This is a genomic window from Achromobacter sp. Root170, assembly GCF_001428165.1.
Classification (GTDB): domain Bacteria; phylum Pseudomonadota; class Gammaproteobacteria; order Burkholderiales; family Burkholderiaceae_B; genus Achromobacter; species Achromobacter mucicolens.
Window position 1 is genome coordinate 12347 of the sequence record NZ_LMHN01000015.1, and the last position, 24348, is coordinate 36694.

Genomic DNA, 24348 nt, shown 5'->3' on the forward strand with positions numbered 1-24348 from the left:
GTTCAGGCTCCGAGGAACAGCATGATCCACAAGACGATCATGGCGATCAGGCCCAGCCAGCAAGATCCCCAGAAGCCGACGATCGGCCATTTGAGGGACAGCGGAACCTTCTTGGGATCGACGTGGGCAAGCAGGTCGTTGGCATTGCCGATCAACCACATGCGCGTGCCGGGAAACATCAGGCGGAAGAAATAATCGAGCATGATCGCGGCTTGGATCGCCAGCGGGAATTGCTTGAACGGCCGATGCTGCAGATAGGGGTGCTTGAGGGCCGCATTGACCTGCTGGGTCTTGAAGAAGAACAGCACGATGCCGCTGATCGTGCAGGTGATGAAACACAGCACAAACAGGCTGAAGGCCATTGCCATGACGGGTGAATGCATGGGGGATCTCAACGATGCGCGGCGGGACCGCGTGGGATGGACAAATTCAGGCAAAAAAAGCTGGCCCTATTGTAGAGGGCTTGGCGCGGCCCCGTGTTCAGGGCCGCGTCAGTAGCGCCGGTCGGGCGCTTGGGCTGGGTCAGCCGCGGGTCTGGCCTTCGCCGTTCAAGACCCACTTGAGCGTGGTCAGGCCTTCCAGACCGACCGGACCGCGCGCGTGCAGGCGATTGGTGGAAATGCCGATTTCGGCGCCCAGCCCGTATTCGAAGCCGTCTGCAAAGCAGGTGGGAAGGTTGACGTACACGGAGCTGGAGTCGACTTCACGCTGGAAGCGCTGGGCCGCAGACAGGTCTTGCGTCACGATCGCGTCGGTGTGGCCCGAGCCATAGCGCGCGATATGTTCGATGGCGTCGTCCAGCGTGTCGACGATGCGCACGGCCAGGATGGGCGCCAGGTATTCGGTGGCCCAGTCTTCCTCGGTGGCGGGCGTGGCGTGCGGCAGCAGCGCCAGCGTGCGCGGGCAGCCGCGCAGTTCGACGCCGTGTTCGGCGAAGGCGGCGGCCAGGCTGGGCAAGATGGACACGGCGGCCACGGCGTCGATCAGCAGCGTTTCCATGGCGCCGCAGATGCCATAGCGGTAGGTCTTGGCGTTCAGGGCGATGGCGTGGGCCTTGTCGGGGTCTGCCGCCGCGTCGATGTAGATGTGGCAGTTGCCGTCCAGATGCTTGATGAGCGGCACGCGCGCTTCCTGGGACAGCCGGGCGATGAGGCCCTTGCCGCCGCGCGGCACGATGACGTCGATGTGCTCGGTCATGGTGATGAGCGCGCCCACGGCCGCGCGGTCGGTCGTGGCGACGACCTGCACGGCATCCTGCGGCAGGCCGGCGGCGGCCAGGCCGGTCTGCACGATGCGGCCGAGCGCCACGTTCGAGTGCAGGGCTTCGCTGCCGCCGCGCAGGATGGCGGCGTTGCCGGACTTCAGGCACAGGGCCGCCGCGTCGATGGTGACGTTGGGGCGCGATTCGTAAATGATGCCGATCACGCCCAATGGCACGCGCATCTGGGCGACACGCATGCCGTTGGGCCGCACGGTGGTGGCGGTGATGCTGCCGATCGGGTCGGGCAGGGCGGCGATTTGGCGCAGGCCTTCGGCCATGTGCGCCAGCGTCTTGTCCGACAGGGTCAGGCGGTCGAGCAGGGCGGGCTCCAGGCCATTTGCCCGGGCGGCGGCCACGTCCTTTTCGTTCGCGGCTTTCAGTTCGTCGTGGCTGGCGGCCAGCGCGTCGGCCATGGCGATCAGCGCCCGGTTCTTGGCGGCGCTGTCGGCGCGCATCATGGCGCGCGAGGCGCGGCGGGCGTTTTCGCCCAGGGTCAGCATGGCTTGTTCGATGGAGGACGAGGACATGGCGGCGTCGATCTTGTGGAGAAGGCGGCGCGGGCGCCGCCTGAAGAGTCAGTGTATATCCGGCGGGAGGGCCGGGCGAGATCCGGTCGGCGGACCGGATGGGGGCGGGAGGCAGGCGGCGAAGCCGCCTTCACGGTCGGCCGCCGGCGGCGGCCACGCGCAGGGCCAGCCGGGTCATTTCTTCCCAGGGGTCCGACAGGCGTCCGGGCACCGACAGGCCCTTGATCAGGCGGTCGACTTCGTGGGCGTGCTGCACGGCAGCGGGCCAGACGTTGGGCTGCACCCGGTTCAGGGCCTGCAGCGCAAGGCGTTCATGCGCGCCGAAAATGCGCAGGCGGCGCATGAGGCCGCCCGCGTCCTGGCCCAGCGCGCGTGCTTCGGCAATGCGGGCCAGCAAGCGGATTTCTTCGCCGACTGCCCACAGCACCAGCGGCAGCGCCTCGCCTTCGGCGCGCAGGCCGTCGATCATGCGGATGGTGCGGCCGATGTCGCCGGCCAGCATGGCATCGCGCAGACCGAAGACGTCGTAGCGGGCGACGTTCAGCACGGCGCGCTCGACGTCCTCGGGGGCAAGCTGGCCTTCGGGGTAGAGCAGGCCCAGCTTCTGGATTTCCTGGTGGGCGGCGAGCAGGTTGCCTTCGACCTTGTCCGCCATCCATTGCAGGGTGGCGCTGTCGGCGCGCTGGTTCTGGCGCGCCAGGCGCATGCCGACCCAGGCGGGCAGGCGGCCGCGTTCGATGTTGGCGATATCGACAGACATGCCGGCGCGGGCAAGCGCCTGCATCCAGCGGCTTTCGCGGGTGGCCTTGTCCAGACGGGGCAGCGCGATCAGCACCAGGGTGTCGGCGTCTGGCTGCTTTTCGGCCTGTTCGGCCAGTTTGGTCAGGGTGTCGGCGCCGGATTTGCCCGGCTTGCCGGTGGGTATCTTGATTTCAAGGATGCGGCGGTCGCCAAAGAGCGACACGCTCTGGGTGGCGGCAATGACCGCGCTCCAGTCGCTGCGCGCGTCCATCACCATGGACAGCCGCTCGGTGTAGCCAGCGTTGCGCGCGGCGGCGCGAAGGGAGTCGACGGCTTCGGTCACCAGCAGCGGCTCGTCGCCCGACACCGTGTACAGCGGCGCCAGGCGGTTGCCGGGCCGCTGCAGGTGTTCGGCCAGCCGATCCGCGTCCAGAGGCTGTGCCATGGACTAGCGGACGATGGCCGGATCGGTGACGGACGGCGTCTGCCAGGGCGTGGGCACGCGCGGTCGTTGCTGCTCGTTGGGGTCGAACAACGGCGCGTTTGCGTCGTCGCCGCCCGCTTGCGCGGCTTCGAATGCCTTGTGCACGTCCGGCGCGGTGATGCGGCGCAGCACGCGCGAGACGAGGTCCCGCTGCATGGCCTTGTACAGCGTTTCGATCTGGCCTTGCTTGGCCTGCACGACCTGGTCGTCGTACGGCATTTCGCGGTAGATGGACAGCGTCGTGTCGGGGACCAGGGCGCGGCCCTTGGCGTCGATCAGGCGGAACGTGTAGTTGATGCCGAGTTCGTAGGATTCGACACGGCCTTGCGCGTTCAGCGAGACCTCACGCAGCGTGCGCGTGTCGTTGACCTGCTGGAGGATCGCCTGGGCTTCCTTGCGCGAATCCACCAGTCTGGTGTTGGGCGAGGCCGCGCGCAGCGCGCGGCGCAGGTCTGCGCCGAACTGGATGTTGTCGGGAATGCCCACGTACAGTGTGTCGAAGGGCATCGGGGTGGTGCCGCGCAGCGCGAAGCCGCAGGCGGAGAGCAGCATGAACAGCGCCAGGCAGGCGCCGCGCAGCAGCCAGGTTTGGCGGGAGACTTGCGATTGTTGCCCGGCGAAGTGCATGCTTGACCTCATCAGCCTACGACGTTGACCAGTTTGCCCGGAACCACGATGACGCGCTTGGGCGGACGGCCCTCCAGGAATCGGGCGACCTCTTCCTGGCTGGCTGCCAGTTTTTCGATATCTTCCTTGGCCGCCTTGGCCGCCACGCGGATCGAGCCGCGCAGCTTGCCATTGACCTGCAGCATCAGCTCGATCTCGTCGGCGACGAGGGCGGCTTCGTCCACATGCGGCCACGGCGCGTCGAGCAGGTCGCCGAGTTCCTTGGCGTAGCCCAGATCCTGCCACAGGTGCCAGGTGATGTGCGGCACGACCGGGTAGAGCACGCGCAGCAGGACGCCGACGGTTTCGGCATAGGCGGCATCGGCCTCGGCGCCTTCGGGCAGCTTGGCATCGTCGATGGCGTTCAGCATCTTCATGCAGGCGGACACGACGGTGTTGTACTGGATGCGCTGGTAGTCGTAGTCGGCCTGCTTGAGCAGACCGTAGACCTCGCGGCGCAGGTCCTTGACCGCGGCGGGCGCTTGCGCCCAGTCCGCGCCGTGGGCCAGGCCGCGGGCGATGGCTTCGCGGCGGTTGTAGCTGATGGACCAGAGACGGCGCAGGAAGCGGTTGGAGCCTTCGACGCCGGAATCGGACCATTCGAGGGTCTGCTCGGGCGGGCTGGCGAACATGACGAACAGGCGGGCCGTGTCGGCGCCCAGCGTGTCGATCAGCGATTGCGGATCGACGCCGTTGTTCTTGGACTTGGACATCGTGCCCACGCCGCCGTAGTTGATGGCCGAACCGTCCGACTTCAGCTTGGCGCCGACGATGGCGCCGCGGTCGTCGTAGACGTTGTCGACGTCTTCGGGCCAGAAGTACTCGATGCCGCCCTGGGGCGTCTTGCGGGAATAGATGTGGTTCAGCACCATGCCCTGGCACAGCAGCTTGGTGAAGGGCTCGTCGAAGTTGAGCAGGCCCATGTCGCGCATGACCTTGGTCCAGAAGCGCGCGTACAGCAGGTGCAGCACGGCGTGCTCGATGCCGCCGATGTACTGGTCCATCGGCATCCAGTAGTCATTGCGCTGGTCGACCATGGCGTTGTCGTTGCCGGGCGAGGTGTAGCGCATGAAGTACCAGGACGAGTCCACGAACGTGTCCATCGTGTCCGTTTCGCGGCGGGCGGGCTTGCCGCACTTGGGGCAGGCGCAGGACAGGAAGGCTTCGTTCTTGGCCAGCGGGTTGCCGCTGCCGTCGGGGATGAGGTCGTCGGGCAGGACCACGGGCAGGTCCTTTTCGGGCACCGGCACCGGGCCGCAGTCGGCGCAGTGGATGATCGGGATCGGGGTGCCCCAGTAGCGCTGGCGCGAAATGCCCCAGTCGCGCAGGCGCCAAGTGGTCTGCTTTTCGCCCAGGCCCTTTTCGCCCAGGTCGGCCGCGATGGCGTCCACGGCTTCCCTGTAGGACAGGCCGTCGTACTTGCCGGAATTGATGGTGCGGCCCGACTGCTTGTCGCCGTACCATTCCTGCCAGGCGTCGGTGGAGTATTCCTTGCCGGGCACGTCCACGACTTGCACGATGGGCAGGCCGTATTTCTTGGCGAAGGCGAAGTCGCGCTCGTCGTGCGACGGCACGCCCATGACGGCGCCGTCGCCGTAGGTCATGAGCACGTAGTTGCCGACCCAGACTTCAACCTGCGCGCCGGTGATGGGGTGCGTGACGAACAGGCCCGTGGGCATGCCTTCTTTTTCGCGCGTGGCCATTTCGGCCTCGGTCGTGCCGCCGAGCTTGCACTGCTCGATGAACGCGGCCAGCGGCGCATTGTTGGCGGCGGCGTGCGTGGCCAGGGGGTGTTCCGGCGCCACGGCGCAGAAGGTCACGCCCATGATCGTGTCGGCGCGGGTGGTGAAGACGTACAGCTTGCCGTCCTGGATCAGTTGGCCATCCTGGCCGGCGATCTGGTGCGGGAAGGCAAAGCGCAGGCCCTCGGACTTGCCGATCCAGTTTTCCTGCATCAGGCGAACGCGCTCGGGCCAGCCGGGCAGGTCGTTCTGGACCGCGCCCAGCAGTTCGTCGGCGTAGTCGGTGATGCGCAGGTAGTAACCCGGGATTTCGCGCTTTTCGACGAGCGCGCCCGAACGCCAGCCGCGGCCGTCGATGACCTGTTCGTTGGCCAGCACGGTCTGGTCGACCGGGTCCCAGTTGACGACCTGGGTCTTGCGGTAGGCGACGCCCTTTTCGAGCATCTTCAGGAACAGCCACTGGTTCCACTTGTAATACTGCGGATCGCAGGCGCACATTTCGCGCGTCCAGTCGATTGCCAGACCCATCGCCTTCATCTGCTTCTTCATGTAGGCGATGTTGTCGTAGGTCCACTTGGCGGGCGGGACCTTGGACTTGATGGCCGCGTTTTCCGCCGGCATGCCGAACGCGTCCCAGCCCATGGGCATCAGGACGTTGTAGCCGCGCATGCGCAGCTGGCGGGCCATCATGTCGTTGATGGTGTAGTTGCGCACGTGGCCCATGTGCAGCTTGCCGCTGGGATAGGGCAGCATGGAGCAGGCGTAGAACTTGGGCTTTTCGGAGCCGTCGGGGTTCTTTGCGTGTTCTTGGACCAGATAGACGTCGCGGGCCTGCCAGTCTTGTTGGGCGGCCGCTTCGACGGTAGTGGGGAGGTAGCGTTCCTGCATGGGCTCGTGCGCGGTGGCGAAAAAGGGGTGAGCCGCCCCATCGCGCCGGGGCGCGGTGGCGGTCAAAACCCCTGATTATAGGAGGTGCTAGGGGCGGGCAGGGGGCGAGGGCATTTCCGGGATGCGCGCACTGGGCGCAAGGGCGCCATAAGCCAGCGTGAGGGCCGCCAGGAGGGCGCCCGCCGTGACCACCGCCGGCCAGCCGAAATGGGCGTACAGCCAGGACGATACCAGCGAACCCGATGCGCCGCCGATGAAGTAGCAGGTGACGTATCCGGCGGTCAGGCGGCTGCGCGCTTCGGGCCGCAGCCGGTAGATGGAACTGGTGTTGGTGACGTGAACGCCCTGGATCGCCAGATCCTGCACCAGGATGCCCGCCAGCAGCGCAACGACCGACACCTGGCCGAACGCCATCAGTCCCCAGGAACCCAGGAGCAGCAGCAGGCCCACGCGGGTGGCGAGGTTGCCCAGTCCGCGGTCGGCAAGGCGGCCGAAGCGGTTGGCGGCGTAGGCCCCGGCGGCGCCGGCCAGGCCGAAAAGGCCAATGGTGGTGTTGCTGTATTCATAAGGCGGGCCGGCCAACAGGAAGGTCAGCGGGGTCCACAGCATGCTGAAGGCGGCAAACAGCAGTCCGCCAATCAGGGAGCGGGCGCGGAACAGGGGTTCCTCGACGAACATGCGCAGGATCGACCCCAGCAGACGCGGATAGCTCATTGCCGTGGGGCTTTGGTAGCGGGGCAGCACGCGCCACAGGACGGCGGACATGCACAGCATCAGGATGGCGGCCACCCAATACACCGTGCGCCAGCTGCCCACGTCGGCCAGCGCGCCGGCCGCAGTGCGGGCCAGCAGGATGCCCAGGAGCAGTCCGCTCATGACGGTGCCGACGGCCTTGCCCCGCTCGTGGGGCGCGGCCAGCGTGGCGGCGAAGGGCACGAGGATTTGGGCGACGACGGACAGCATGCCGGTCAGGGCGGTGCCCAGGATCAGCACCGCGATGTTGCTGGCAAAGGCCGAGATCAGCAGGCCGCCCGCGGCCAGCAGGTTCATCAGTACGATCAGCGCGCGGCGCTCGAACATGTCGCCCAGCGGCACCAGCAGCATCAGGCCCACTGCGTAGCTGAGCTGCGCCGTTGTGACGATGGTGCCGGCGGCAGCATTCGAAATCGAGAACTGCTGACCGATCGTGTGCAGCAGGGGTTGCGCGTAGTAGTTGCTGGCGACCGCCAGGCCGGTGGCCACGGACATCAGGAGGATGATGGGCGCGGTGAGCGTGGGCGGGGATTGCGTAGGAGAAGTCACTGATCTGAGGCTGAAAAGGGTGATGACGGTGGGCGGCAGGCAGCTCAGGCGTCGACGCTGCCGGGCGTTTCCTGGTCCTGCTTGATCAGCAGCTTTTTCAGAAGGCCCGCCAATTGGCGGCGTTCCGCGGCGGACAGCGGTTCCAGCAGGTCGTTCAGGTCGCTTAGATAGTCCTTGAGCAGGATCTTGATCGTGCGCAGCCCGTCGGCGGTGAGCGACACGATGACGCCGCGCCGGTCGTCGGGATTGGGACTGCGCACGAGCAGCCCGGCCTCTTCCAGCCGGTCCAGGCGGTTGGTCATGGCGCCGGACGTCAGCAGAAGGGCTTGCACGAGTTTTTGCGGATTCATCGCATACGGCGCGCCGGTGCGGTAGAGCGTGGCGAGCACGTCGAATTCGCCCTGATGCAGGTTGTACTGGCGAAAGGTGCGATTGACGTTGCGGGCGGCGAATGCGTTCAGGCGGAAGAGGCGGGCGACCACCGACATGGCGGCGAAGTCCTGCGCAGGGCATTCCTGCGTCCATTGCGAGATCACGAGATCGACAAGGTCATTCATGGCGGCGGGCTGGTGTGTCAATGTGAAGTATCTTCACGTAAAGACAAAATTCTAGCAGCGGCTTGCCGCCGGTGCAAAGCGCGCGCCACCTACCGAGCCAAAGACCGCGCGCAAATGAAGAAGGGCCCGCCTCTTGCGAGGCGGGCCCTTCCCGGCTTGACCGGATACTGCGCGTAATGAAATTACTGCGCGGCGTCCTTCAGCTTCTTGAGCGGGCGAACCTTAACCTTGACCGAAGCCGGCTTGGCGGGGAACCAACGCTCTTCGCCCGTGAACGGATCCTTGCCGAAGCGCTTGGCCTTGGCGGGAACCTTCTGCACGGCGACCTTGAACAGGCCGGGCATCGTGAATTCGCCAGCGCCCTTCTTGTCCACGGAGCCCAGCACCGAGGTTTCCAGGCTGGCCAGGACGGCCTTGACCGACTTGGCTTCGACGCCGGATTGCTCAACGATGTAGGCGATGAGCTGGGTCTTGTTCATCGCGGCCTTGATGGCCTTGGGGGCGGCAGCGACCTTCTTGGCGGCGACGGCCTTCTTGGCAGCCGGCTTCACGGCGGGCTTGGCGGCAGTTGCCTTCTTTGCGGGCGCCTTGACGGCGGTCTTGGTGACTTTCTTGGCAGGAGCTTTAGCTTTCGTGGCCATGGTCAAAATCCGTATGTTGAGGACATGGAGCAGCGCGTGCCGGATATCGGCATTTGACGCTACGCGCCCGATGATAGCGGAAGAGTGGCGGTAAAAGCGGCTTTGCAGCGGGTTTTAAGCCACTGTTTGTTGTTTCCACGCAGAAAAGTGCCTTCTGCAAGGGGTTTCGCAAGAAGTCGTGACGTTCGCTGACGTTCTGACGGCTCGCGTTTGCGGGACGCGCACGTGGGCCAATCCAGGGCGCCACGTGCGCGCTCAGGGACCCTTGCCGCGCGTGCGGATGAACCTATCTTGTGGCGCATGTTCCAATTGCGGGCGGCGCGCGCGGCGGGCATGGGCGGAACGTCCCGTGAATCGGACTTGTCCCAAGCGCGTTGCGCGCGCCCGAAGAAAACAGAACCTGGAAGTGAAGCAGCTATATGTTGATGAAGAAGTTGGCGGCGAGCCTGCTCGTTGCGACCGCCTGTATATCCAGCGCCATGGCGCAATCGATGCCGGCGCCCGCGCTTTCGGCCAAGGCGTGGCTGCTGCTGGATGAGACCAGCGGCCAGGTCATCGCGTCGCACGCGGCCACCACCCGCATCGAGCCGGCGTCCCTGACCAAGATCATGACGGCTTACGTCGTGTTCGATGCGATGACGAAGAAGGAGCTGACCGCCAGCCAGCTGGTCACCATCTCGACGCGGGCCTGGAAGGTGCCGGCAGGCAGCTCCAAGATGTTCCTGGAGCCCAACTCCAAGGTGTCGGTGGACGACCTGCTGCGCGGCCTGATGATCCAGTCGGGCAATGACGCGGCGGTTGCGCTGGCCGAGGCCGTGTCGGGCAGCGTCGAAGCCTTTGTCGCGCGGATGAACGACACCGCCGCCCGGCTGGGCTTGCACGCCACGCACTTTGCCAGCCCGCACGGGCTGCCGGATCCGAACACGTATTCCACCGCCAGCGACCTGTCGATCCTGGCCACGCGGTTCATCCGTGACTTTCCGCAGCTCTACAAGACCTACGATTCGGCCAGGCAGTTCACGTTCAACAAGATCACTCAGCCCAACCGGAACCGGCTGCTTTGGCTGGATCCCAGTGTGGACGGGCTGAAGACGGGCCATACGGCATCGGCCGGCTATTGCATCATTGCCACGGCGCAGCGGCCCAATGGCAAGGATCAGCGGCGGCTGATCACGGTGGTGGTGGGCACTGCGTCGGACAAGCTGCGCACGCAGGAAAGCCGCGAGTTGCTGGAATGGGGCTTCCAGGGGTTCAATACCATCAAGCTGTATGCGCGCGGACAGGCCGTGGCCACGCCCGAGGTCTGGAAGGGCGAGACCGACAGCCTGAAGGTGGGATTCTCGCGCGACGCCTACGTGACGGTGCCGGCCGGCGCGAAGGTCGAATCGGCCTGGGCGCCGCAGGCGCCGTTGATCGCGCCCATTGCCGCGCAGTCGACGGTGGGCGAACTGAAGGTGACGGTGGACGGCAAGCCCGCCATGCACTTTCCGGTGGTGGCGCTGGAGCCCGTGGCCGAGGCGGGCATCGCCGGGCGCGCGTGGGATTCCATCCGTTTGTGGTGGCGAGGCACAGCGGGTTAACGCAACACGATTCGGAGGCAGGCGATGGCAGTGAGTTTTCCAGGCGGTCCGGCTGCGGCGCCGGGCTCAGACGATCCGCTGGCGCTGTTGTCGGCCTGTCATGGGCGCATCGCGCGCCAATGCGCGACGCTGGCGCGGCTGGCGGCGCACCTGCCATCGCACGGCAGCGACACGGCGGCGCAAACCGCCGCCACCAGCGTCCGCCGGTACTTCGACACCGCGGCCGCGCATCATCATGAAGACGAAGAAGAAGACCTCTTTCCAGCCTTGATCGACTCGATGGCGGGGTCGGACGCGGTGTGCCTGCACGCGCTGGTGGACGGCCTGATGGCCGATCATCGCCGCTTGGCGGGCCTGTGGGAACCCTTGCGCCAGACGCTGTCCGAGATCGCGGCGGGGCGGCCGGCGCAATTGCCGCCGGAGCAGGTCCAGGCCTTCACCGAGGCCTACGAAGCGCACATCCGGCGCGAAGAGGACGAGTTGCTGCCGATGGCGGCGCGGCTGATACCGGACGACGCGCTGGCTGCGATCGGTCAGGCCATGAAAGCGCGGCGCGGCGGCGAGGCCGGCTGAAAAGGCGCGTTGCGCGGGCGGGGGCGAGCGTTTACCCTTGCCGGACAGGCGGGAACGCCGATGTCAGGGAACAAGACAGGATGATGCTGGGGGGAATGAACGTCGCGCGCCGGCTGTTCGGTTCGTGGGTCGAGGACGTCAACCGGGTGACGCTGCGCGCCGACCTGGCGGCGGGGTTGTTGGGCGCGTTGCTGGTGCTGCCGCAGGGCGTCGCGTTCGCGACGCTGGCGGGCCTGCCTCCTGAATACGGCCTGTATTCGGCCATCGTGCCCTGTATCGTGGCGGCGTTGTTCGGCTCCAGCCGCCATGTGATGTCCGGACCGACCAACGCCAATTCGCTGGCGCTGTTTGCGGTGCTGGCGCCGCTGGCAGCCGCGGGCACCCCCGCCTACATCCAGCTTGCCCTTGCCGTGACCGTGCTGGTCGGGATCATGCAGTGGCTGGTGGGGACCTTGCGGCTGGGATCGCTGGCGCACTTCATTTCGCCGTCGGCGTTGTTTGGTTTTACCAGCGGTGCGGCCGTGCTGATCGCCGTGCATGCGCTCAAGGACGCGCTGGGTTTGCCCTCGACAGAGGCGCATGGTGCGGGCGCGGTGCTGGAAAGCATCGCCACGCATATCGGCCAGGCGCATCCGGGCGCCTTGCTGGTGACGCTGGTCACGCTGGGCACCGCGCTGCTGGCGCGCAGGCTGGACAAGCGCAAGCCATACATGCTGCTGGGCCTGGCGGCGGGGACATTCGCGGCGTGGGCCTTCAATTCGGTGGTCCCGCCGCAGGCAGGCACGCCGGTGCCTGTGCTGGGCGCAATCGCCCAACCGTGGCCGCCTTTTCATGTGCCCAGCGTCGACTGGCGCGCGCTGCCCGATCTCTTGAGCCTGGCATTTGCGTTGACCATCGTCGCATTGGCGCAATCCATCTCGATTGCCAAGGCGGTTGCGACGCGATCTGGCCAGCGCATCGACGCGAACCGGGAGTTCGTGGGACAGGGCCTGTCCAACATCGTGGGCGGCTTCTTTTCGTGCTACCTGTCCTGCGGCTCGCTCAATCGTTCCATTCCAAACTTCGAGGCGGGCGCAAAAACGCCGCTGGCGTCGGTGTTTTCCGCGCTGCTGCTGATGCTGCTGGTGGCGGTGTCCGCGCCGCTCCTGGCGTTGATCCCGCATGCGGCGATCTCGGGGCTGCTGTTGCTGGTGGCCTGGACGCTGCTGGACATTCCCCGCTGGCGTCACCTGTTGCGCACGCAACGCGGCGAATGCGCAATCGCCGCGGCCACGCTGGCCGCCACGATCGCCATCCGCATGGAGGTCGCGATCCTGCTGGGCACGGTGCTGTCGCTCATGGTGTACCTGCACCGCACGTCGCGGCCGGCGATGCGCACGATGGGCTTTGATTCGCGCGGGCCGGATCGCCGCTTCGTCGTCCTGGAGCATCACCCGGACGCCTTGCCGGAATGCCCGCAGCTCAAGCTGCTGCGCATGGAGGGGTCAGTCTATTTCGGGGCGGCCGCGCACGTGGCGCAGCGGCTGCACGATCTGCGTTCGGCGCCGGGCGCGCCGCGCCATTTGCTGGTGATGGCCAAGAGCATGAACTTCATCGACCTGGCCGGCGCGCAGGTCTGGGACGACGAGTTGGCGGCGCGGCGCGCGATGGGCGGAGATCTGTATTTCCATCGGCCGCGGCCCGAGGTGATGGACATGTGGCGCCGCACCGGATTTCTGGCCCGGCTGGGCGAGGACCACATCTTTCCGGACAAGGCGACGGCGTTGCACGAGATCTACGCCAAGCTGGACCGGAACATCTGCGCAGGGTGCACGGCCCGGATTTTCTGGGAATGCCAGCCGGACCGCCCGCAGCGCGACGGTTGAGGCGTTTGGCGGGTCAGGCTTTCTGCGGCGTCTCGGTGCCCAGATAAGCGGCCTTGACCCGCTCGTCGGCCGCGATGGCGGCCGGCGCGCCTTCGGCCAGCAGGCCGCCCCGTACCAGCACCGCGATGCGATCCGCGTGCTTGAACACGACATCCAGACTGTGTTCCGTGAAAAGCACCGCAATGCGCTGCGTGTCCGCCAACTGGCGGGTCAGGCGCATCAGCGCATGGCGTTCGTTGGTGGCCATGCCGGCGGTGGGCTCGTCCATCAAGAGCAGACGCGGCTGGTGCGCCAGCGCCATCGCAAGCTCCACCCGCTTGACGTCGCCATAGGCCAGCGTGCCGCACGCCTCGTTGGCCTTGTCCGCCATCTGCACTTGCGACAGCAGGGTCTTCGCTTCTTCAACCGCATGGCGGCCGGCGCGCCGCCATGGGTTGAACAGCAACCGGTCGCGCGACAGCAGGGCTGTCTGCACGTTTTCCAGCACGGTCATCGAGCGGAACGTGGCGGCGGTCTGGAAGCTGCGGCCCACGCCCAGCTGGCAGATCTTGCCGGCCGACAGGCCGACCAGTTCGCGCCCGTCCAGCCGCACCGAACCCGAGTCCGGGCGCAACTGGCCGCCCAACACATTGAAGCAGGTCGATTTGCCCGCGCCGTTCGGGCCGATCAGGGCCAGCATGTGGCCCGCGTCCAGGTCGAACGACACATCGGCCAGCGCGTCGATGCCGCCGAAGGATTTGCGCAGGTTGCGCACCTGCAGCAGGGGGGCGGCCGGGGTCATGCGGACCTCTTGCGCAGCCGGGCGGCAGCGCCCGCCAGGCCTTCGGGGAAGGCCATGACGAGGGCCAGGATCGCCAGGCCCAGCACCGCGTGCCAGTACTCGGTGCTGCGCGCCGCGGCATCCTGCAGCCAGGTGTAGGATGCCGCGCCGACAAGCGGGCCGGCCAGCGTCTGGATGCCGCCCAGCAGCACCATCACCAGTCCATCGACCGAGCGGCTGACGGCCAGCACGTCGGGCGCGATGCTGCCCTTGGAAAATGCGTACAGGGAGCCCGCCAGGCCCGCGGCGAACGAGGCGGCCACGAATCCGGCCCACTGGATGCGGCGCGTGTCCATGCCCAGCGCTTCGGCGCGCAAGGCCGAATCGCGCGCGCCGCGCAGCGCGAAACCCAGGGGCGAAAACGCCAGCCGGCGCAGCCACCAGACGCCGGCCGCGCACAGCGCCAGCGTGAGGTAGTAGAACCAGGGCCCCTGCGCCAGCCAGGCCGACGGCCACAAGCCCGTCAGGCCGTTGCTGCCGCCGGTCACGTCATCCCATTGATAGGTCAGGGCCCACAAGATCTGCGCGACCGCCAGCGTCAGCATCGCCAGATACACGCCGGACAGCCGCACGCAGAACCACCCGAACACCAGGGCGCCGAACGCGGCGGCAAACGGGCCCAGCAGCAGCGCCGCCTCCATGGGGATGGCGGCCAGTTTCAGGAGCAGCGCCGCGCCGTAGGCGCCCAGTCCGAACCAGGCGGCGTGGCCGAACGAGGTCATGCCCGCCAGCCCGGTCAGAAAGTGCAGGCTGGCGGCGAACAGGGCGGCGATCAGGATCTCGGTCATGAGGATGCTGAGGTAGGGCCAGTACAGCGTCGCGACGGGCACCAGCGCCAGCAAGGCCAGCAGCACGCCATAGGCCAGACGCAGGCGCGGACCCGCCGGGGATATGGGGCGCTCCGGCATGCCCGCGTGCGAAGTTGGGGCGGGGGGCTTACCCATCAGGCCCCACGGCCGCACGACCAGCACCACGGCCATCACGGCGAATTCGGCCAGCAGCGTGAGCTTGGACAGGTTGAACACCCACGGGCCGATGGCGACCTGGCCCAGGAACACGAACAGCGCCTTGACCGAGCAGATCAGCACGGCCGCCAGGAACGCGCCCGGCACCGATCCCAAGCCGCCCACGACCACCACGACAAAGGCGCTGGCGATGATTTCAAGGTCCAGGCCGAGCGTGGCGGGCACGCGCGGCGCCGCCAGCGCGCCGCCCAGGCCGGCGAGGAACGCGCCCAGTGTGAAGGCGGACGTGAACAGCCAGGCCTGATTCACGCCCAGCGCCGCCAGCATGGTGCGGTTTTCAGCGGCGGCGCGCAGCAGCCGGCCCCAGCGGGTGCGCATGAGCAGCAGCCACAAGAGGCCCAGCACGATGGGGCCGGCGGCAATCAGCAGGAGGTCGTATTCGGGATAGCGGCGGCCCAGGATCTGCACGGCGCCCGACAGGCCCGGCGCGCGGGCCGAGAACAGGTCTTCGGGGCCCCAGATGGCCAGGGCCGCGTCGCCGATGATGAGGACGAGGGCGAAGGTCGCCAGCAGCTGGAAGAGTTCGGGGGCGCGGTAAAGGCGCTTGAGCACCAGAAGTTCGGCCGCCGCGCCGATCAGGCCGGTCGCCAGCGCCGCCAGCAGCAGGCCGAACCAGTAACCCGCGCCGCTGCCGAAATGGCTGGTGAAGGTCCAGGCCAGGTAGATGCCCAGCATGTAGAACGAGCCGTGCGCGAAGTTGACCACGCGGGTTACGCCAAAGATCAGCGACAGGCCCGCGGCGACCAGGAACAGCGCGCTGGCGTCGGCCAGGCCATTGAGCAGCTGCAGCAGCAGCCCGGACACATTCATCAGTGTGCCGGCCGCATCTTGCGCACCTGTTCGTCAGGCGGCTGCAGGCGCGCGCCGTCGATGTAGGCAAAGTCCTTCATGATGCCCTTGCCGTCCTCGACCGCGGTCACGCCCACGTAGACGCCCATCGTGGATTGATGGTCGATCTTGCGGTACTGGATCGGGCCGTAGGGCGTGTCCACCTTCAGGCCGGCAAAGGCGTCGACGAGCTTTTCCGTGTCCACGGAGCCGGCGGCCTTCAGGCCCTGCGCGATCGACATCAACGATGCATAGCCGACCACCGACCCGACCTTGGGCGTTTCGTTGAAGCGCTTCTTGTAGGCCTCGACAAAGGTCTTGTTGGCCGGCGTGTCGATGGCGTACCAGGGATAGCCGGTGACGATCCAGCCGGTGGGCGTGTCGGCGCCCAGCGGCTCCAGATATTCGGGTTCGCCGGACAGCAGCGAGACGACCGGCATGTTTTCAAAGAGGCCGCGCGTGTTGCCTTCGCGCACGAAGCGCGTCAGGTCGGCGGCGAACAGCACGTTGAAAATGGCGTCGGGTTTGGCGTCGGCCAACGCCTGCACCACCGCGCCGGCATCCACCTTGCCCAGCGGCACGGCCTGTTCCGCGACGAATTCCACGTCGGATTGGAACGACTGCATCATGGCCTTGAACGTGGCCACGGCGGATTGCCCGTATTCGTAATTGGGGTAGACGATGGCCCAGCGCTTCTTGCGCAGGGCCAGCGCCTTGGGCGCCACCGCCGCCACGTGCATCCATGTGGACGGACGCAAGCGGTAGGTGTAGCGGTTGCCTTCCTGCCAGGTGATCTTGTCGGTCAGCGGTTCGGCGGCCAGGAAGAACACCTCTTGCTGCTTGGCGAAATCGGTCAGCGCCAGGCCGGTGTTGGAAAGGAACCCGCCGAACAGCAGCTCGACTTTTTCGCGCGCCAGCAGTTCCTGCGCGGCGCGGACCGAATCACCCGGATTGCCGTTGTCGTCGCGCGAGATGACTTCGAGTTTTCGGCCCAGGACGCCACCCGCGGCGTTGACCTCTTCAAGCGCCAGCTGCCAACCCTTTTTGTACGGGCCCAGGAAGGCGGGAATGGCCTTGTAGCTGTTGATCTCGCCGATGCGGATGGGCGGTTCCTTGTCTTTGGCGGCGGCGGGGGCGGCCGGAGCCAGGGCCAGGGCCAGGATCGCGGGCGCAAGCGCGCGGCGCAGCAAAGTGAGGCAGGGACGGATCATGGTGGAGTAATCGCAGGCTGAAGATGAATCGGGCCTCGCGCGCGCCTGAGGCGCCGCCGGTGCGGCCTAATTGAAACATGGGCCTTGGCGCAGCGGCAAATTAATGGCAATAAAAAGCCGGCAACAAAAAGCGGGCGACAAGAAGCCGGCAATAAAAATGGCCGGCAATAAAAAAGGCCCTGCATGACAGGGCCTTTTTTGCGGGATACCGGCTGAATTACTTCAGCTTGGTTTCCTTGTAGTCGACGTGCTTGCGAGCGACCGGATCAAATTTCTTGATCAGCATCTTCTCGGGCATGTTGCGCTTGTTCTTGGTGGTCGTGTAGAAATGACCCGTGCCGGCGGTCGACTCGAGCTTGATCTTTTCGCGGATACCTTTGGCCATGTCGTGCTCCTAGTATGTAGATTGGCGGGGCGGCCGATTAGGCCATTTCGCCGCGGGCACGCATTTCGGCCAGCACGGCTTCGATGCCGTTCTTGTCGATCGTGCGGATGGCCTTGGCAGAAACACGCAGGCGAACCCAGCGGTTTTCGCTTTCAACCCAGAACCGGCGCGATTGCAGGTTGGGCAGGAAGCGACGCTTGGTCTTGTTGTTTGCGTGCGAAACATTGTTGCCCACCATCGGGCCTTTGCCGGTCACTTGGCATACGCGTGCCATGGATGCACCTCTTTAGTGTCGTTCTTGCCGCGCATCGCTTCGGGGGAGTAGACGGGGGTTTAGCCGCCGGGCTGTGAAGGCTGCTGTACGCTGCCTTGGCCGGCCACCCAGTCTTAGTGGATGAGGGGGAAAGTGATTTCACCCCAGTGCTTATACCCGCTGCCTGCCGCCCGCTTGCATTCACAACACGCGGTTGGGGGTCAGAGTGCTGAACTACAAAGCATAGTAGTCCTGCACGGGAAACTTCATGTGAAGACCGCGATTCTAATACGAAAATCTTAAGTAAATCAAGCTGCAGGGCTACGCGGTGTGCGAACGCGCCACACGCCCGGCCGTCCAGGACAGGCATGCGCAGGCCGCCAGGGTGGTGGTCAGCGGCAGGGCGGTGTCGGATTGCCAGGCGCTGACGGCGAAACCCGCGAGGGCGCCGCACGACAACTGAAGTGTCCCCAATAGCGCGGACGCCGCGCCCAGCCGCTTGCCCTGGTCCGCCAGCGCAAGCGCCGCCGAGTTGGGGTTCACGAAGCCCTGGCTGCCCATGTAGCAGATCAGGCACAACATCAGCAGCGGCAGCGTCAGCAGCCCGGCCAGCGTCAGCGCGACGGCGGCGAGGCTGGCGCAGGCCAGCGTGACCAGCGCGCGGCTTTGCAGCTGGCGCGGGGTGTAGGTGCGCAGCAGCCGCGCGCTGATCTGCGAGCAGATGATGAGCGACAGCGCATTGGTGCCGAACAGCAGGCCGTAGTATTGCGGCGGCACGCCGTAGAGTTCGATGAAGACGCGGGGCGAGCCGATGATGTAGGCAAACATGCCGGCCTGGCCAAAACCGCCCGCCAGGCTGTGCGACATGAAGCCGCGGTGCGCGAACAGGCCGCGATAGTTTTGCAGGATGGTGCTCCAGCGCAGCGGCACCACGCGCTCGGGCGTGAGCGATTCCTTCATGATGAGGATGACGGCCGTCATCAGCATCGCGCCGCCCGCGAGCATCACCCAGAAGAGGCTGCGCCACGAGGTGATGGCCAGCAACTGGCCCCCGATCAGCGGCGCGAGGATCGGCGCCAGGCCCATGATGAGCATCAGCAGCGACATGGCGCGCGCCGCCTCGTGGGTCTCGTAGTGGTCGCGGATGACCGCGCGCGGAATCACGATGCCGGCCGCGCCACCCATTGCCTGCACGACGCGCCAGCCGGTCAGGGCTTCGACCGATCCCGACAGCGCGCACCCCAGCGAGGCGATCATGAACAGGGTCAGGCCCACCAGCAGCGGCGGCTTGCGGCCGAAGCGGTCGGCCATCGGGCCGTAGAACACCTGCGCCATCGCCAGGCCGATCAGGTACGCCGCCAACGTGCGCTCGACATCGCCGCGGGAGACGCCGAGATTGGCCGCGATCGTGGGGAACGCGGGCAGGTACATATCGATGGCGAACGGGCCGATGGCCGTCAGCGCGCCCATGAGGATGAGCCAACCGGGCAGGCTGCTGCGGGATGTCTGTGATGGGGGCATGTAGATCGCGATGAAACGCAGGGACAGGGCGCGTGGCGGTGCAGGGGCTGTACTGGCCGCGCCAAGCCGGGGACTTTATCATGGGCTGGCTTACAGGAAAATTGCGGGAGTTTTCCGAAAGCGTCCCTGGCGCCGCTACGCATCCGGAGGAGAAGCCGTGAATCCTTTGCTATCTGTCGTGGAACGCAAACTTCAGGCCCTGCCTGTCCCTGTGCAGCTCGTGCTGCCCGATGGCGCCGTGCTCGGCGCGCCGTCCCCCCGCGTGCGGTTCGTGACGCACGACAAGAATGCGCTGGCCCATCTGGCCGAAGGGGCCGTCGGCGTGCTGGGCCAGGATTACGTCGAAGGCCGCATCGATATCGAAGGACGCATGCGCGACGTCATGGCGGCCGCGGCAAAGCTGCTGCCCGGTTCGCCCATGGACGCCGCGAGGGGCGGATGGCTGACCGATCTGGTGCGCAAGGTGATGTCTGTGTGGCGGCATTCGGTCGAGCGCGACGCCAAACAGATTCAGTTCCACTACGACCTGTCCGACGACTTCTACGCGCTGTGGCTGGATCCGCGCCGCGTCTATTCGTGCGCCTACTACCGCGAACCGGGTATGACGCTGGCGCAGGCGCAGGAGGCCAAGCTCGATCTCATTTGCCGCAAGCTGCGTCTGTCGGCCGGCGAGCGGTTCCTGGACGTGGGCGCGGGATGGGGCGGGCTGCTGCTGTGGGCCGCCGAGAACTATGGCGTCGACGCCACCGGCATCACGCTGTCGCGCAACCAGCATGCGCACGTCAGTCGGCTGATCGAAGAGAAGGGGTTGTCCGGGCGGGTCCGCATGATGCTGCTGGATTACCGCCAGCTGGACGAATCCCAGCCCTACGACAAGATCGCATCGGTCGGCATGTTCGAGCACGTGGGGCGCGCGCAACTGGAAAGCTACTTCGCCAAGCTGCGGAGGCTGCTCCGTCCGGGCGGGCTGATCATGAATCACGGCATCACCGCGGCCGGCGTGTACAACGCCGAACTGGGCAATGGCATGGGCGAGTTCATCGAGAAATACATCTTCCCAGGCGGCGAGCTGACGCACGTCAGCGTGGTGATGCAGGCGCTGGCCAATGGCGGGCTGGAAGACCTGGACGTGGAGAACCTGCGGCCGCACTATGCGCGCACGCTCTGGGCCTGGAGCGATGGACTGGAGGCGCGCTTGCCCGAAGCGGCCCGCATCCTGGGCGGGGACCAGGGCGAGCGGTCGCTGCGCGCGTACCGGCTGTATCTGGCCGGCTGCGCCATGGCGTTCGAACATGGGTGGATCGCACTGCATCAGATTCTTGTCCAGCATCCGGCGTCGGGCCGCTCGGACGAACTGGACGGGCCTGGGGATCTGTCTTATCCGTGGCGGCGGGACTATATGTATGGGGATCGCGGTCCGTACTGAGGGGGCCACCGCCGCGGTTTGAACCTTTGACTGGCGGGTCCGGAATGGTGTCAATTGGAGCCATCGTACAAGCATGAATGTTTACGCTTTCTGGAACCAATTCCCGTGTTGCAGTGCACTCTGGAACGCGCTGAACGTATTAATAGGCACATAATATTAACTAAATGTATCGGTCTTTTCGGGTTTGGTCTTCCTAGGAGAAATCTGCCGTTTCCCCCTGATCTACTGGGGTTTTCCCGGAGCAATTTGGCCGCGAATGTATCTGTTTCATTCACCCCTGGGGTTGGGCGGCGCAGCAATTTCGTTTAAGATGCTGCCTTCTTCGTTCAGTTTGTTCTCTTTCTGTGAGTATTCAAAAACCCGTTTTTGAAGCTCCCTGTCTTGCAAGACGCCGCACCCCTCGCGGGCAGTCTTGTTGCTAGTGTCGGTTTGTATTGGCGGTTCAGCCCGTCTTCCGCACAACCCCCTTAGCTCCACGGTGCCGCCCAGGCCTTCATCCTGGCGTGAGTGCCTGAACCTATGGAGGCAAAAGCCAATGCGTTTTACCCCTGTCAAGTCCCTGGCCGCCGCGGCCGTTTTGTTTGCGTTTGCTGGTTCGGCTCAAGCCGCCGACGCCCCGCAATGTGAACTCAAGCGTCCGGTCACGTTCGGCGCCATGAACTGGGAATCCAACCTGGTCCTGGTCGACGTCGAACGATTCATCATGGAAAAGGGCTACGGTTGCAAGACCGAAACCCTGCCCACCGAGACCTTGCCCGCCCTGGCCGCGCTTGAGCGCGGCGATCTGGACATCAACACCGAGATCTGGCTGAACAGCGTGGCCGATCCCTGGGCCCGCGCCGAGAAGACCGGCAAGGTCAAGCGCATCGGCGATCTGTACATGGGCGCCGAAGGCTGGTACATCCCCAAGTACACGGCCGAGCGTCTGCCCGAGCTGAAGTCGGCGGCGGACCTGCCCAAGTTCAAGGATGAATTCAAGGATCCGGAAGAACCCGGCAAGGGCCGTTTCTATGGCTGCCCGGCCGGCTGGGGTTGCGAAGTCACCAGCAACAACCTGTTCCACGCCTTGAAGCTGGACGACACCTACACGCTGTACTCGCCCGGCACGGGCGCGGCGCAGAAGGCGGCCCTGATGTCGGCCTACAAGCGCAAGCAGAACGTGGTCTTCTATTACTGGTCGCCCACGCCGCTGGTCGGCGCCATGGATCTGGTCAAGCTGGACCTGCCGGCCTACGATGCTGAAAAGCACAAGTGCCTGACGTCGCCCAAGTGCGCCAAGCCCGAGCCCAGCGCCTACCCCGACAACCCTGTCTTTACCGCGGTGAACACCAAGTTCTCCGAAGATGCGCCCAAGCTGACCGAATTCCTGTCCAAGGTCTCGGTGCCGCTGCCGGTCATCAATGAAACCCTGGCCCACATGGAAGAGTCCGGCGATGAGTCCAATGCCGTGGCCAAGTGGTTCCTGAAGAACAAACCCGACGTCTGGACCAAGTGGGTCCCCGCCGACGTCGCCGGGCGCGTCCAAAGCGCGCTGTAAAGCACTGTGATCCTGGCTGCGCGCCGCGGTGGCGCGTACCGGCTCTTCAAGGGGCCGGAACTCTTTGCCGGGATGGCCGCCGGCCGGGCGCATGCGTCCGGCCCGGCAAGCGTGCTTGTGCCGCCACCCGCGGTGGCAGTGATTCCGGTGCCGGGCACCGATGCGGAATGGATTTGCGCAATCAGCGGTCCTTCCGGGTGCCTGGCGCCAGTCTCAGTCTCGATGTCTTGTCCTGCGCCAGCGTGCCCGGTGGCGACACGGGCGGCGAGCGCGCCAGAATGGAGTCGAATGTATGTTTCCTGAAATTATTCCCGCCCGTCAGGTACGGGGGGCGATCGACGGTTTCGTCGATCACCTGGTCACCAACTACGCGGACACGCTGGAAAAGATGTCCCAGCCCGTGCTGCACGCGTTGGTGTGGCTGGAGCAACTGCTGCGCAATTCGCCCTGGTGGGCGGTGGTCGCGGTCACCATCGCGATCGCCTACGGCGTGAGCCGCCGCATCGGCCTGAGCCTGGCGATGGGCGCGCTGCTGTGCGTCATCGGGGTGCTGGGCTTGTGGGACGCCGGCATGCAGACGCTGGCGCTGATGATCATGGCCGCCGGCCTGTCGGTGCTGATCGGCATTCCGCTGGGCGTGCTGATGGCACGGGTGAACTGGCTGCGCTCGGGCATGCTGCCCGTGCTGGACGTGATGCAGACGATGCCCAGCTTCGTGTATCTGATTCCTGTCGTGATGCTGTTCGGCCTGGGCAAGATCCCCGCCATCATCGCAACCGTCATCTACGCCGTGCCGCCGCTCATCCGCCTGACCGACCTGGGCATCCGCCTGGTCGACCGCGAAGTGCTGGAAGCGTCGCGCGCCTTTGGCGCCAACCCGCGCCAGCAGCTGTTCGGCGTGCAGCTGCCCCTGGCGCTGCCCAACATCATGGCCGGTATCAACCAGACCACGATGATGGCGCTGTCGATGGTGGTGATTGCGTCGATGATCGGCGCGCGCGGCCTGGGTTATGAAGTGCTTCTGGGCATCAACCGCCTGGAAGTGGGCCGGGGCCTGCTCGCCGGCCTGGGTATCGTGGTGCTGGCCGTGCTGTTCGACCGGATCACGCAATCGTATGGACAGCGCATGCGCACGGGAGGCCAGCGATGAGCAAGATCGAAGTCAAGAACATCTACAAGATTTTCGGTGCGCATCCGAAGAAATGGCTGCAAGCCGCGCAGGGCGGCATGAGCAAGGAAGAGCTGCTGGCCAAGAGCGGCCACACGCTCGGCCTGCGCGACATCAGCCTGTCCATCGAAGAAGGCAGCATCTACGTCATCATGGGGCTGTCCGGTTCGGGCAAGTCCACGCTGATCCGCCACTTCAACCGCCTGATCGAGCCCAGCGCGGGCCACATCCTGGTCGACGGCGTGGACGTGGTCAGCCTGAACAAGCGCGACCTGGAAATCTTCCGCCAAAAGAAGATGAGCATGGTGTTCCAGCGTTTTGGCCTGTTTCCGCACCGCACCGTGCTGGACAACGCCGCGTACGGCCTGACCGTGCAGGGCGTTGGCAAGGCCGAACGCGAGAAGCGTGCCCGCGAATGGCTGGAACAGGTGGGCCTGTCGGGCTTCGAGAACCAGTATCCGCACCAACTGTCGGGCGGCATGCAGCAGCGTGTCGGCCTGGCGCGGGCGCTGGCCACCGATGCCGAGATCCTGCTGATGGACGAAGCGTTTTCCGCGCTGGATCCGCTGATTCGCCGCGAAATGCAGGATCAGCTCCTGCAGCTTCAGGCCAAGCTGAACAAGACCATCGTCTTCATCACGCACGATCTGGACGAAGCGCTGCGCCTGGGCAACCGCATCGCCATCCTGAAGGACGGCGAACTGGTGCAGGAGGGCACGCCGGAAGACATCCTGCTGAACCCGGCCAACGATTACGTGCAGTCGTTCCTGCAGGACGTGAACCGCACCAAGGTGCTCAACGCCACGCACGCCGTGAATCCGGCGCGCCTGACGCTGACGATGCGCTCGCGCCCGGCGCACGCCGTGGACCGCATGAAGGCGCTGAACTATGAGTACGCGCCGGTGCTGGATGGCAAGCGTCTGGCTGGCGTGCTGACCGCCGAGGCGGCCCAGAAGGCGATGCAGGAAGGCGTGCGCGACGTGTCCCGCTTCGTCGAGGACCTGGCGTCGGTGCCCGCAACCGCGGGACTGGGCGAGGTGCTGGCGCAATTGGTGCACAGCGACCAGCCGGTGGCGGTGACGGGCGAGGACGACGAGTTCCTGGGCATGTTGTCGCGCAAGAAGGTCGTGGAGCTGGTGACACCGGCCCTGACCGAGACGCAGGTAGCGGGCGACACCGCCACGCCCGATGCCGCTGCGTTGACGGCCCAGCCCGAACAGGAAAGCGAGGGCAAGGCCGCCGCCTGATCCCCGCATTGTCGGCATGACCCCATGCGCCCGCGTGCACCCGCTTGCATGCGGGCGCAGTCACGATATGATGGCTTGCCGGCCGGTTTGGCCGGCTTTC

21 protein-coding genes are annotated in these 24348 nt (G+C 65.9%); 7 read left to right on the forward strand and 14 right to left on the reverse strand.

Annotated elements, in window-relative coordinates:
- Positions 1-2 precede the first annotated feature (2 nt).
- The 8 genes from ASD87_RS14455 to ASD87_RS14490 form a co-directional block, all read right to left on the reverse strand.
- The gene (locus tag ASD87_RS14455) at positions 3-383 is read right to left on the reverse strand and encodes a hypothetical protein (RefSeq protein ID WP_180100684.1); all 381 of its coding nucleotides are present in this window, start codon (positions 381-383) and stop codon (positions 3-5) included.
- A 139-nt stretch (positions 384-522) separates the two neighbouring features.
- A complete protein-coding gene (locus tag ASD87_RS14460) occupies positions 523-1788 on the reverse strand; it encodes a glutamate-5-semialdehyde dehydrogenase (protein ID WP_056322805.1) in 1266 nt (421 codons plus the stop codon).
- A 130-nt stretch (positions 1789-1918) separates the two neighbouring features.
- A complete protein-coding gene (holA, locus tag ASD87_RS14465; protein ID WP_056322808.1) occupies positions 1919-2974 on the reverse strand; it encodes a DNA polymerase III subunit delta in 1056 nt (351 codons plus the stop codon).
- A gap of 3 nt (positions 2975-2977) precedes the next feature.
- Complete coding sequence (lptE, locus tag ASD87_RS14470; protein ID WP_056322811.1) at positions 2978-3640, reverse strand: LPS assembly lipoprotein LptE; 663 nt, start codon at positions 3638-3640, stop codon at positions 2978-2980.
- An 11-nt stretch (positions 3641-3651) separates the two neighbouring features.
- Positions 3652-6309, reverse strand: a complete 2658-nt coding sequence (leuS, locus tag ASD87_RS14475) for a leucine--tRNA ligase (protein WP_056324495.1) — start codon at positions 6307-6309, stop codon at positions 3652-3654.
- 87 nt (positions 6310-6396) lie between these two features.
- A complete protein-coding gene (locus tag ASD87_RS14480) occupies positions 6397-7557 on the reverse strand; it encodes an MFS transporter (RefSeq protein WP_056322813.1) in 1161 nt (386 codons plus the stop codon).
- 98 nt (positions 7558-7655) lie between these two features.
- Complete coding sequence (locus tag ASD87_RS14485; protein ID WP_056322814.1) at positions 7656-8168, reverse strand: MarR family winged helix-turn-helix transcriptional regulator; 513 nt, start codon at positions 8166-8168, stop codon at positions 7656-7658.
- 182 nt (positions 8169-8350) lie between these two features.
- The gene (locus tag ASD87_RS14490; RefSeq protein ID WP_056322817.1) at positions 8351-8809 is read right to left on the reverse strand and encodes an HU family DNA-binding protein; all 459 of its coding nucleotides are present in this window, start codon (positions 8807-8809) and stop codon (positions 8351-8353) included.
- 419 nt (positions 8810-9228) lie between these two features.
- Between ASD87_RS14490 and ASD87_RS14495 the strand changes: the two genes are divergently transcribed.
- The 3 genes from ASD87_RS14495 (at position 9229) to ASD87_RS14505 (ending at position 12827) form a co-directional block, all read left to right on the forward strand.
- Positions 9229-10389, forward strand: a complete 1161-nt coding sequence (locus tag ASD87_RS14495) for a D-alanyl-D-alanine carboxypeptidase family protein (RefSeq protein WP_082586281.1) — start codon at positions 9229-9231, stop codon at positions 10387-10389.
- Positions 10390-10413: 24 nt separating this feature from the next.
- Positions 10414-10962, forward strand: coding sequence for a hemerythrin domain-containing protein (locus tag ASD87_RS14500; protein ID WP_056322819.1), 549 nt, complete (start codon positions 10414-10416; stop codon positions 10960-10962).
- A 95-nt stretch (positions 10963-11057) separates the two neighbouring features.
- Entirely contained in the window at positions 11058-12827 is a 1770-nt protein-coding gene (locus ASD87_RS14505) for a SulP family inorganic anion transporter (protein WP_056322822.1), read from the forward strand.
- Positions 12828-12840: 13 nt separating this feature from the next.
- Here ASD87_RS14505 and ASD87_RS14510 read toward each other — a convergent pair whose 3' ends face one another.
- The 6 genes from ASD87_RS14510 to ASD87_RS14535 all read right to left on the reverse strand — a co-directional run bounded on the left by ASD87_RS14510 (position 12841) and on the right by ASD87_RS14535 (position 18870).
- A complete protein-coding gene (locus tag ASD87_RS14510; protein ID WP_056322824.1) occupies positions 12841-13608 on the reverse strand; it encodes an ABC transporter ATP-binding protein in 768 nt (255 codons plus the stop codon).
- On the reverse strand, positions 13605-15482 hold the full coding sequence (locus tag ASD87_RS14515) for an ABC transporter permease (RefSeq protein ID WP_056322826.1): 1878 nt from the start codon (positions 15480-15482) through the stop codon (positions 13605-13607). Before ASD87_RS14515 ends, ASD87_RS14510 begins: the two co-directional genes overlap by 4 nt.
- Positions 15482-16711: an ABC transporter substrate-binding protein gene (locus tag ASD87_RS14520; RefSeq protein WP_056322828.1), complete on the reverse strand. Its 1230-nt coding sequence runs from the start codon at positions 16709-16711 to the stop codon at positions 15482-15484. The genes ASD87_RS14515 and ASD87_RS14520 overlap by 1 nt, the downstream gene beginning before the upstream one ends.
- Before the next feature lie 217 nt (positions 16712-16928).
- Positions 16929-17096, reverse strand: coding sequence for a 50S ribosomal protein L33 (gene rpmG / locus ASD87_RS14525; protein ID WP_003810296.1), 168 nt, complete (start codon positions 17094-17096; stop codon positions 16929-16931).
- Between the two features lie 37 nt (positions 17097-17133).
- Positions 17134-17370: a 50S ribosomal protein L28 gene (rpmB, locus tag ASD87_RS14530; protein ID WP_050447723.1), complete on the reverse strand. Its 237-nt coding sequence runs from the start codon at positions 17368-17370 to the stop codon at positions 17134-17136.
- A gap of 300 nt (positions 17371-17670) precedes the next feature.
- Positions 17671-18870 (reverse strand): Bcr/CflA family multidrug efflux MFS transporter, encoded by a 1200-nt coding sequence (locus ASD87_RS14535; protein ID WP_082586282.1) that lies wholly within the window; start codon positions 18868-18870, stop codon positions 17671-17673.
- Between the two features lie 157 nt (positions 18871-19027).
- On the opposite strand from ASD87_RS14535, the gene ASD87_RS14540 reads away from it, so the two are divergent.
- From ASD87_RS14540 to ASD87_RS14555, 4 genes are all read left to right on the forward strand, one after another.
- Positions 19028-20296, forward strand: a complete 1269-nt coding sequence (locus ASD87_RS14540) for a class I SAM-dependent methyltransferase (protein ID WP_156403427.1) — start codon at positions 19028-19030, stop codon at positions 20294-20296.
- Positions 20297-20831: 535 nt separating this feature from the next.
- Positions 20832-21833: an ABC transporter substrate-binding protein gene (locus ASD87_RS14545; RefSeq protein ID WP_056322835.1), complete on the forward strand. Its 1002-nt coding sequence runs from the start codon at positions 20832-20834 to the stop codon at positions 21831-21833.
- Between the two features lie 292 nt (positions 21834-22125).
- The gene (locus tag ASD87_RS14550; RefSeq protein WP_056322838.1) at positions 22126-22983 is read left to right on the forward strand and encodes a proline/glycine betaine ABC transporter permease; all 858 of its coding nucleotides are present in this window, start codon (positions 22126-22128) and stop codon (positions 22981-22983) included.
- Positions 22980-24248: a glycine betaine/L-proline ABC transporter ATP-binding protein gene (locus ASD87_RS14555; RefSeq protein WP_056322840.1), complete on the forward strand. Its 1269-nt coding sequence runs from the start codon at positions 22980-22982 to the stop codon at positions 24246-24248. Before ASD87_RS14550 ends, ASD87_RS14555 begins: the two co-directional genes overlap by 4 nt.
- The last annotated feature ends 100 nt before the right edge of the window (positions 24249-24348 follow it).

Bases quoted from the DNA above. Each gene is read 5' to 3' on its own strand.
- ASD87_RS14455 (WP_180100684.1), bottom strand. From the start codon at position 383: ATGCATTCACCCGTCATGGCAATGGCCTTCAGCCTGTTTGTGCTGTGT.
- ASD87_RS14460 (WP_056322805.1), bottom strand. From the start codon at position 1,788: ATGTCCTCGTCCTCCATCGAACAAGCCATGCTGACCCTGGGCGAAAAC.
- holA (WP_056322808.1), bottom strand. From the start codon at position 2,974: ATGGCACAGCCTCTGGACGCGGATCGGCTGGCCGAACACCTGCAGCGG.
- lptE (WP_056322811.1), bottom strand. From the start codon at position 3,640: ATGCACTTCGCCGGGCAACAATCGCAAGTCTCCCGCCAAACCTGGCTG.
- leuS (WP_056324495.1), bottom strand. From the start codon at position 6,309: ATGCAGGAACGCTACCTCCCCACTACCGTCGAAGCGGCCGCCCAACAA.
- ASD87_RS14480 (WP_056322813.1), bottom strand. From the start codon at position 7,557: ATGTCCGTGGCCACCGGCCTGGCGGTCGCCAGCAACTACTACGCGCAA.
- ASD87_RS14485 (WP_056322814.1), bottom strand. From the start codon at position 8,168: ATGAATGACCTTGTCGATCTCGTGATCTCGCAATGGACGCAGGAATGC.
- ASD87_RS14490 (WP_056322817.1), bottom strand. From the start codon at position 8,809: ATGGCCACGAAAGCTAAAGCTCCTGCCAAGAAAGTCACCAAGACCGCC.
- ASD87_RS14495 (WP_082586281.1), top strand. From the start codon at position 9,229: ATGTTGATGAAGAAGTTGGCGGCGAGCCTGCTCGTTGCGACCGCCTGT.
- ASD87_RS14500 (WP_056322819.1), top strand. From the start codon at position 10,414: ATGGCAGTGAGTTTTCCAGGCGGTCCGGCTGCGGCGCCGGGCTCAGAC.
- ASD87_RS14505 (WP_056322822.1), top strand. From the start codon at position 11,058: ATGAACGTCGCGCGCCGGCTGTTCGGTTCGTGGGTCGAGGACGTCAAC.
- ASD87_RS14510 (WP_056322824.1), bottom strand. From the start codon at position 13,608: ATGACCCCGGCCGCCCCCCTGCTGCAGGTGCGCAACCTGCGCAAATCC.
- ASD87_RS14515 (WP_056322826.1), bottom strand. From the start codon at position 15,482: ATGAATGTGTCCGGGCTGCTGCTGCAGCTGCTCAATGGCCTGGCCGAC.
- ASD87_RS14520 (WP_056322828.1), bottom strand. From the start codon at position 16,711: ATGATCCGTCCCTGCCTCACTTTGCTGCGCCGCGCGCTTGCGCCCGCG.
- rpmG (WP_003810296.1), bottom strand. From the start codon at position 17,096: ATGGCCAAAGGTATCCGCGAAAAGATCAAGCTCGAGTCGACCGCCGGC.
- rpmB (WP_050447723.1), bottom strand. From the start codon at position 17,370: ATGGCACGCGTATGCCAAGTGACCGGCAAAGGCCCGATGGTGGGCAAC.
- ASD87_RS14535 (WP_082586282.1), bottom strand. From the start codon at position 18,870: ATGCCCCCATCACAGACATCCCGCAGCAGCCTGCCCGGTTGGCTCATC.
- ASD87_RS14545 (WP_056322835.1), top strand. From the start codon at position 20,832: ATGCGTTTTACCCCTGTCAAGTCCCTGGCCGCCGCGGCCGTTTTGTTT.
- ASD87_RS14550 (WP_056322838.1), top strand. From the start codon at position 22,126: ATGTTTCCTGAAATTATTCCCGCCCGTCAGGTACGGGGGGCGATCGAC.
- ASD87_RS14555 (WP_056322840.1), top strand. From the start codon at position 22,980: ATGAGCAAGATCGAAGTCAAGAACATCTACAAGATTTTCGGTGCGCAT.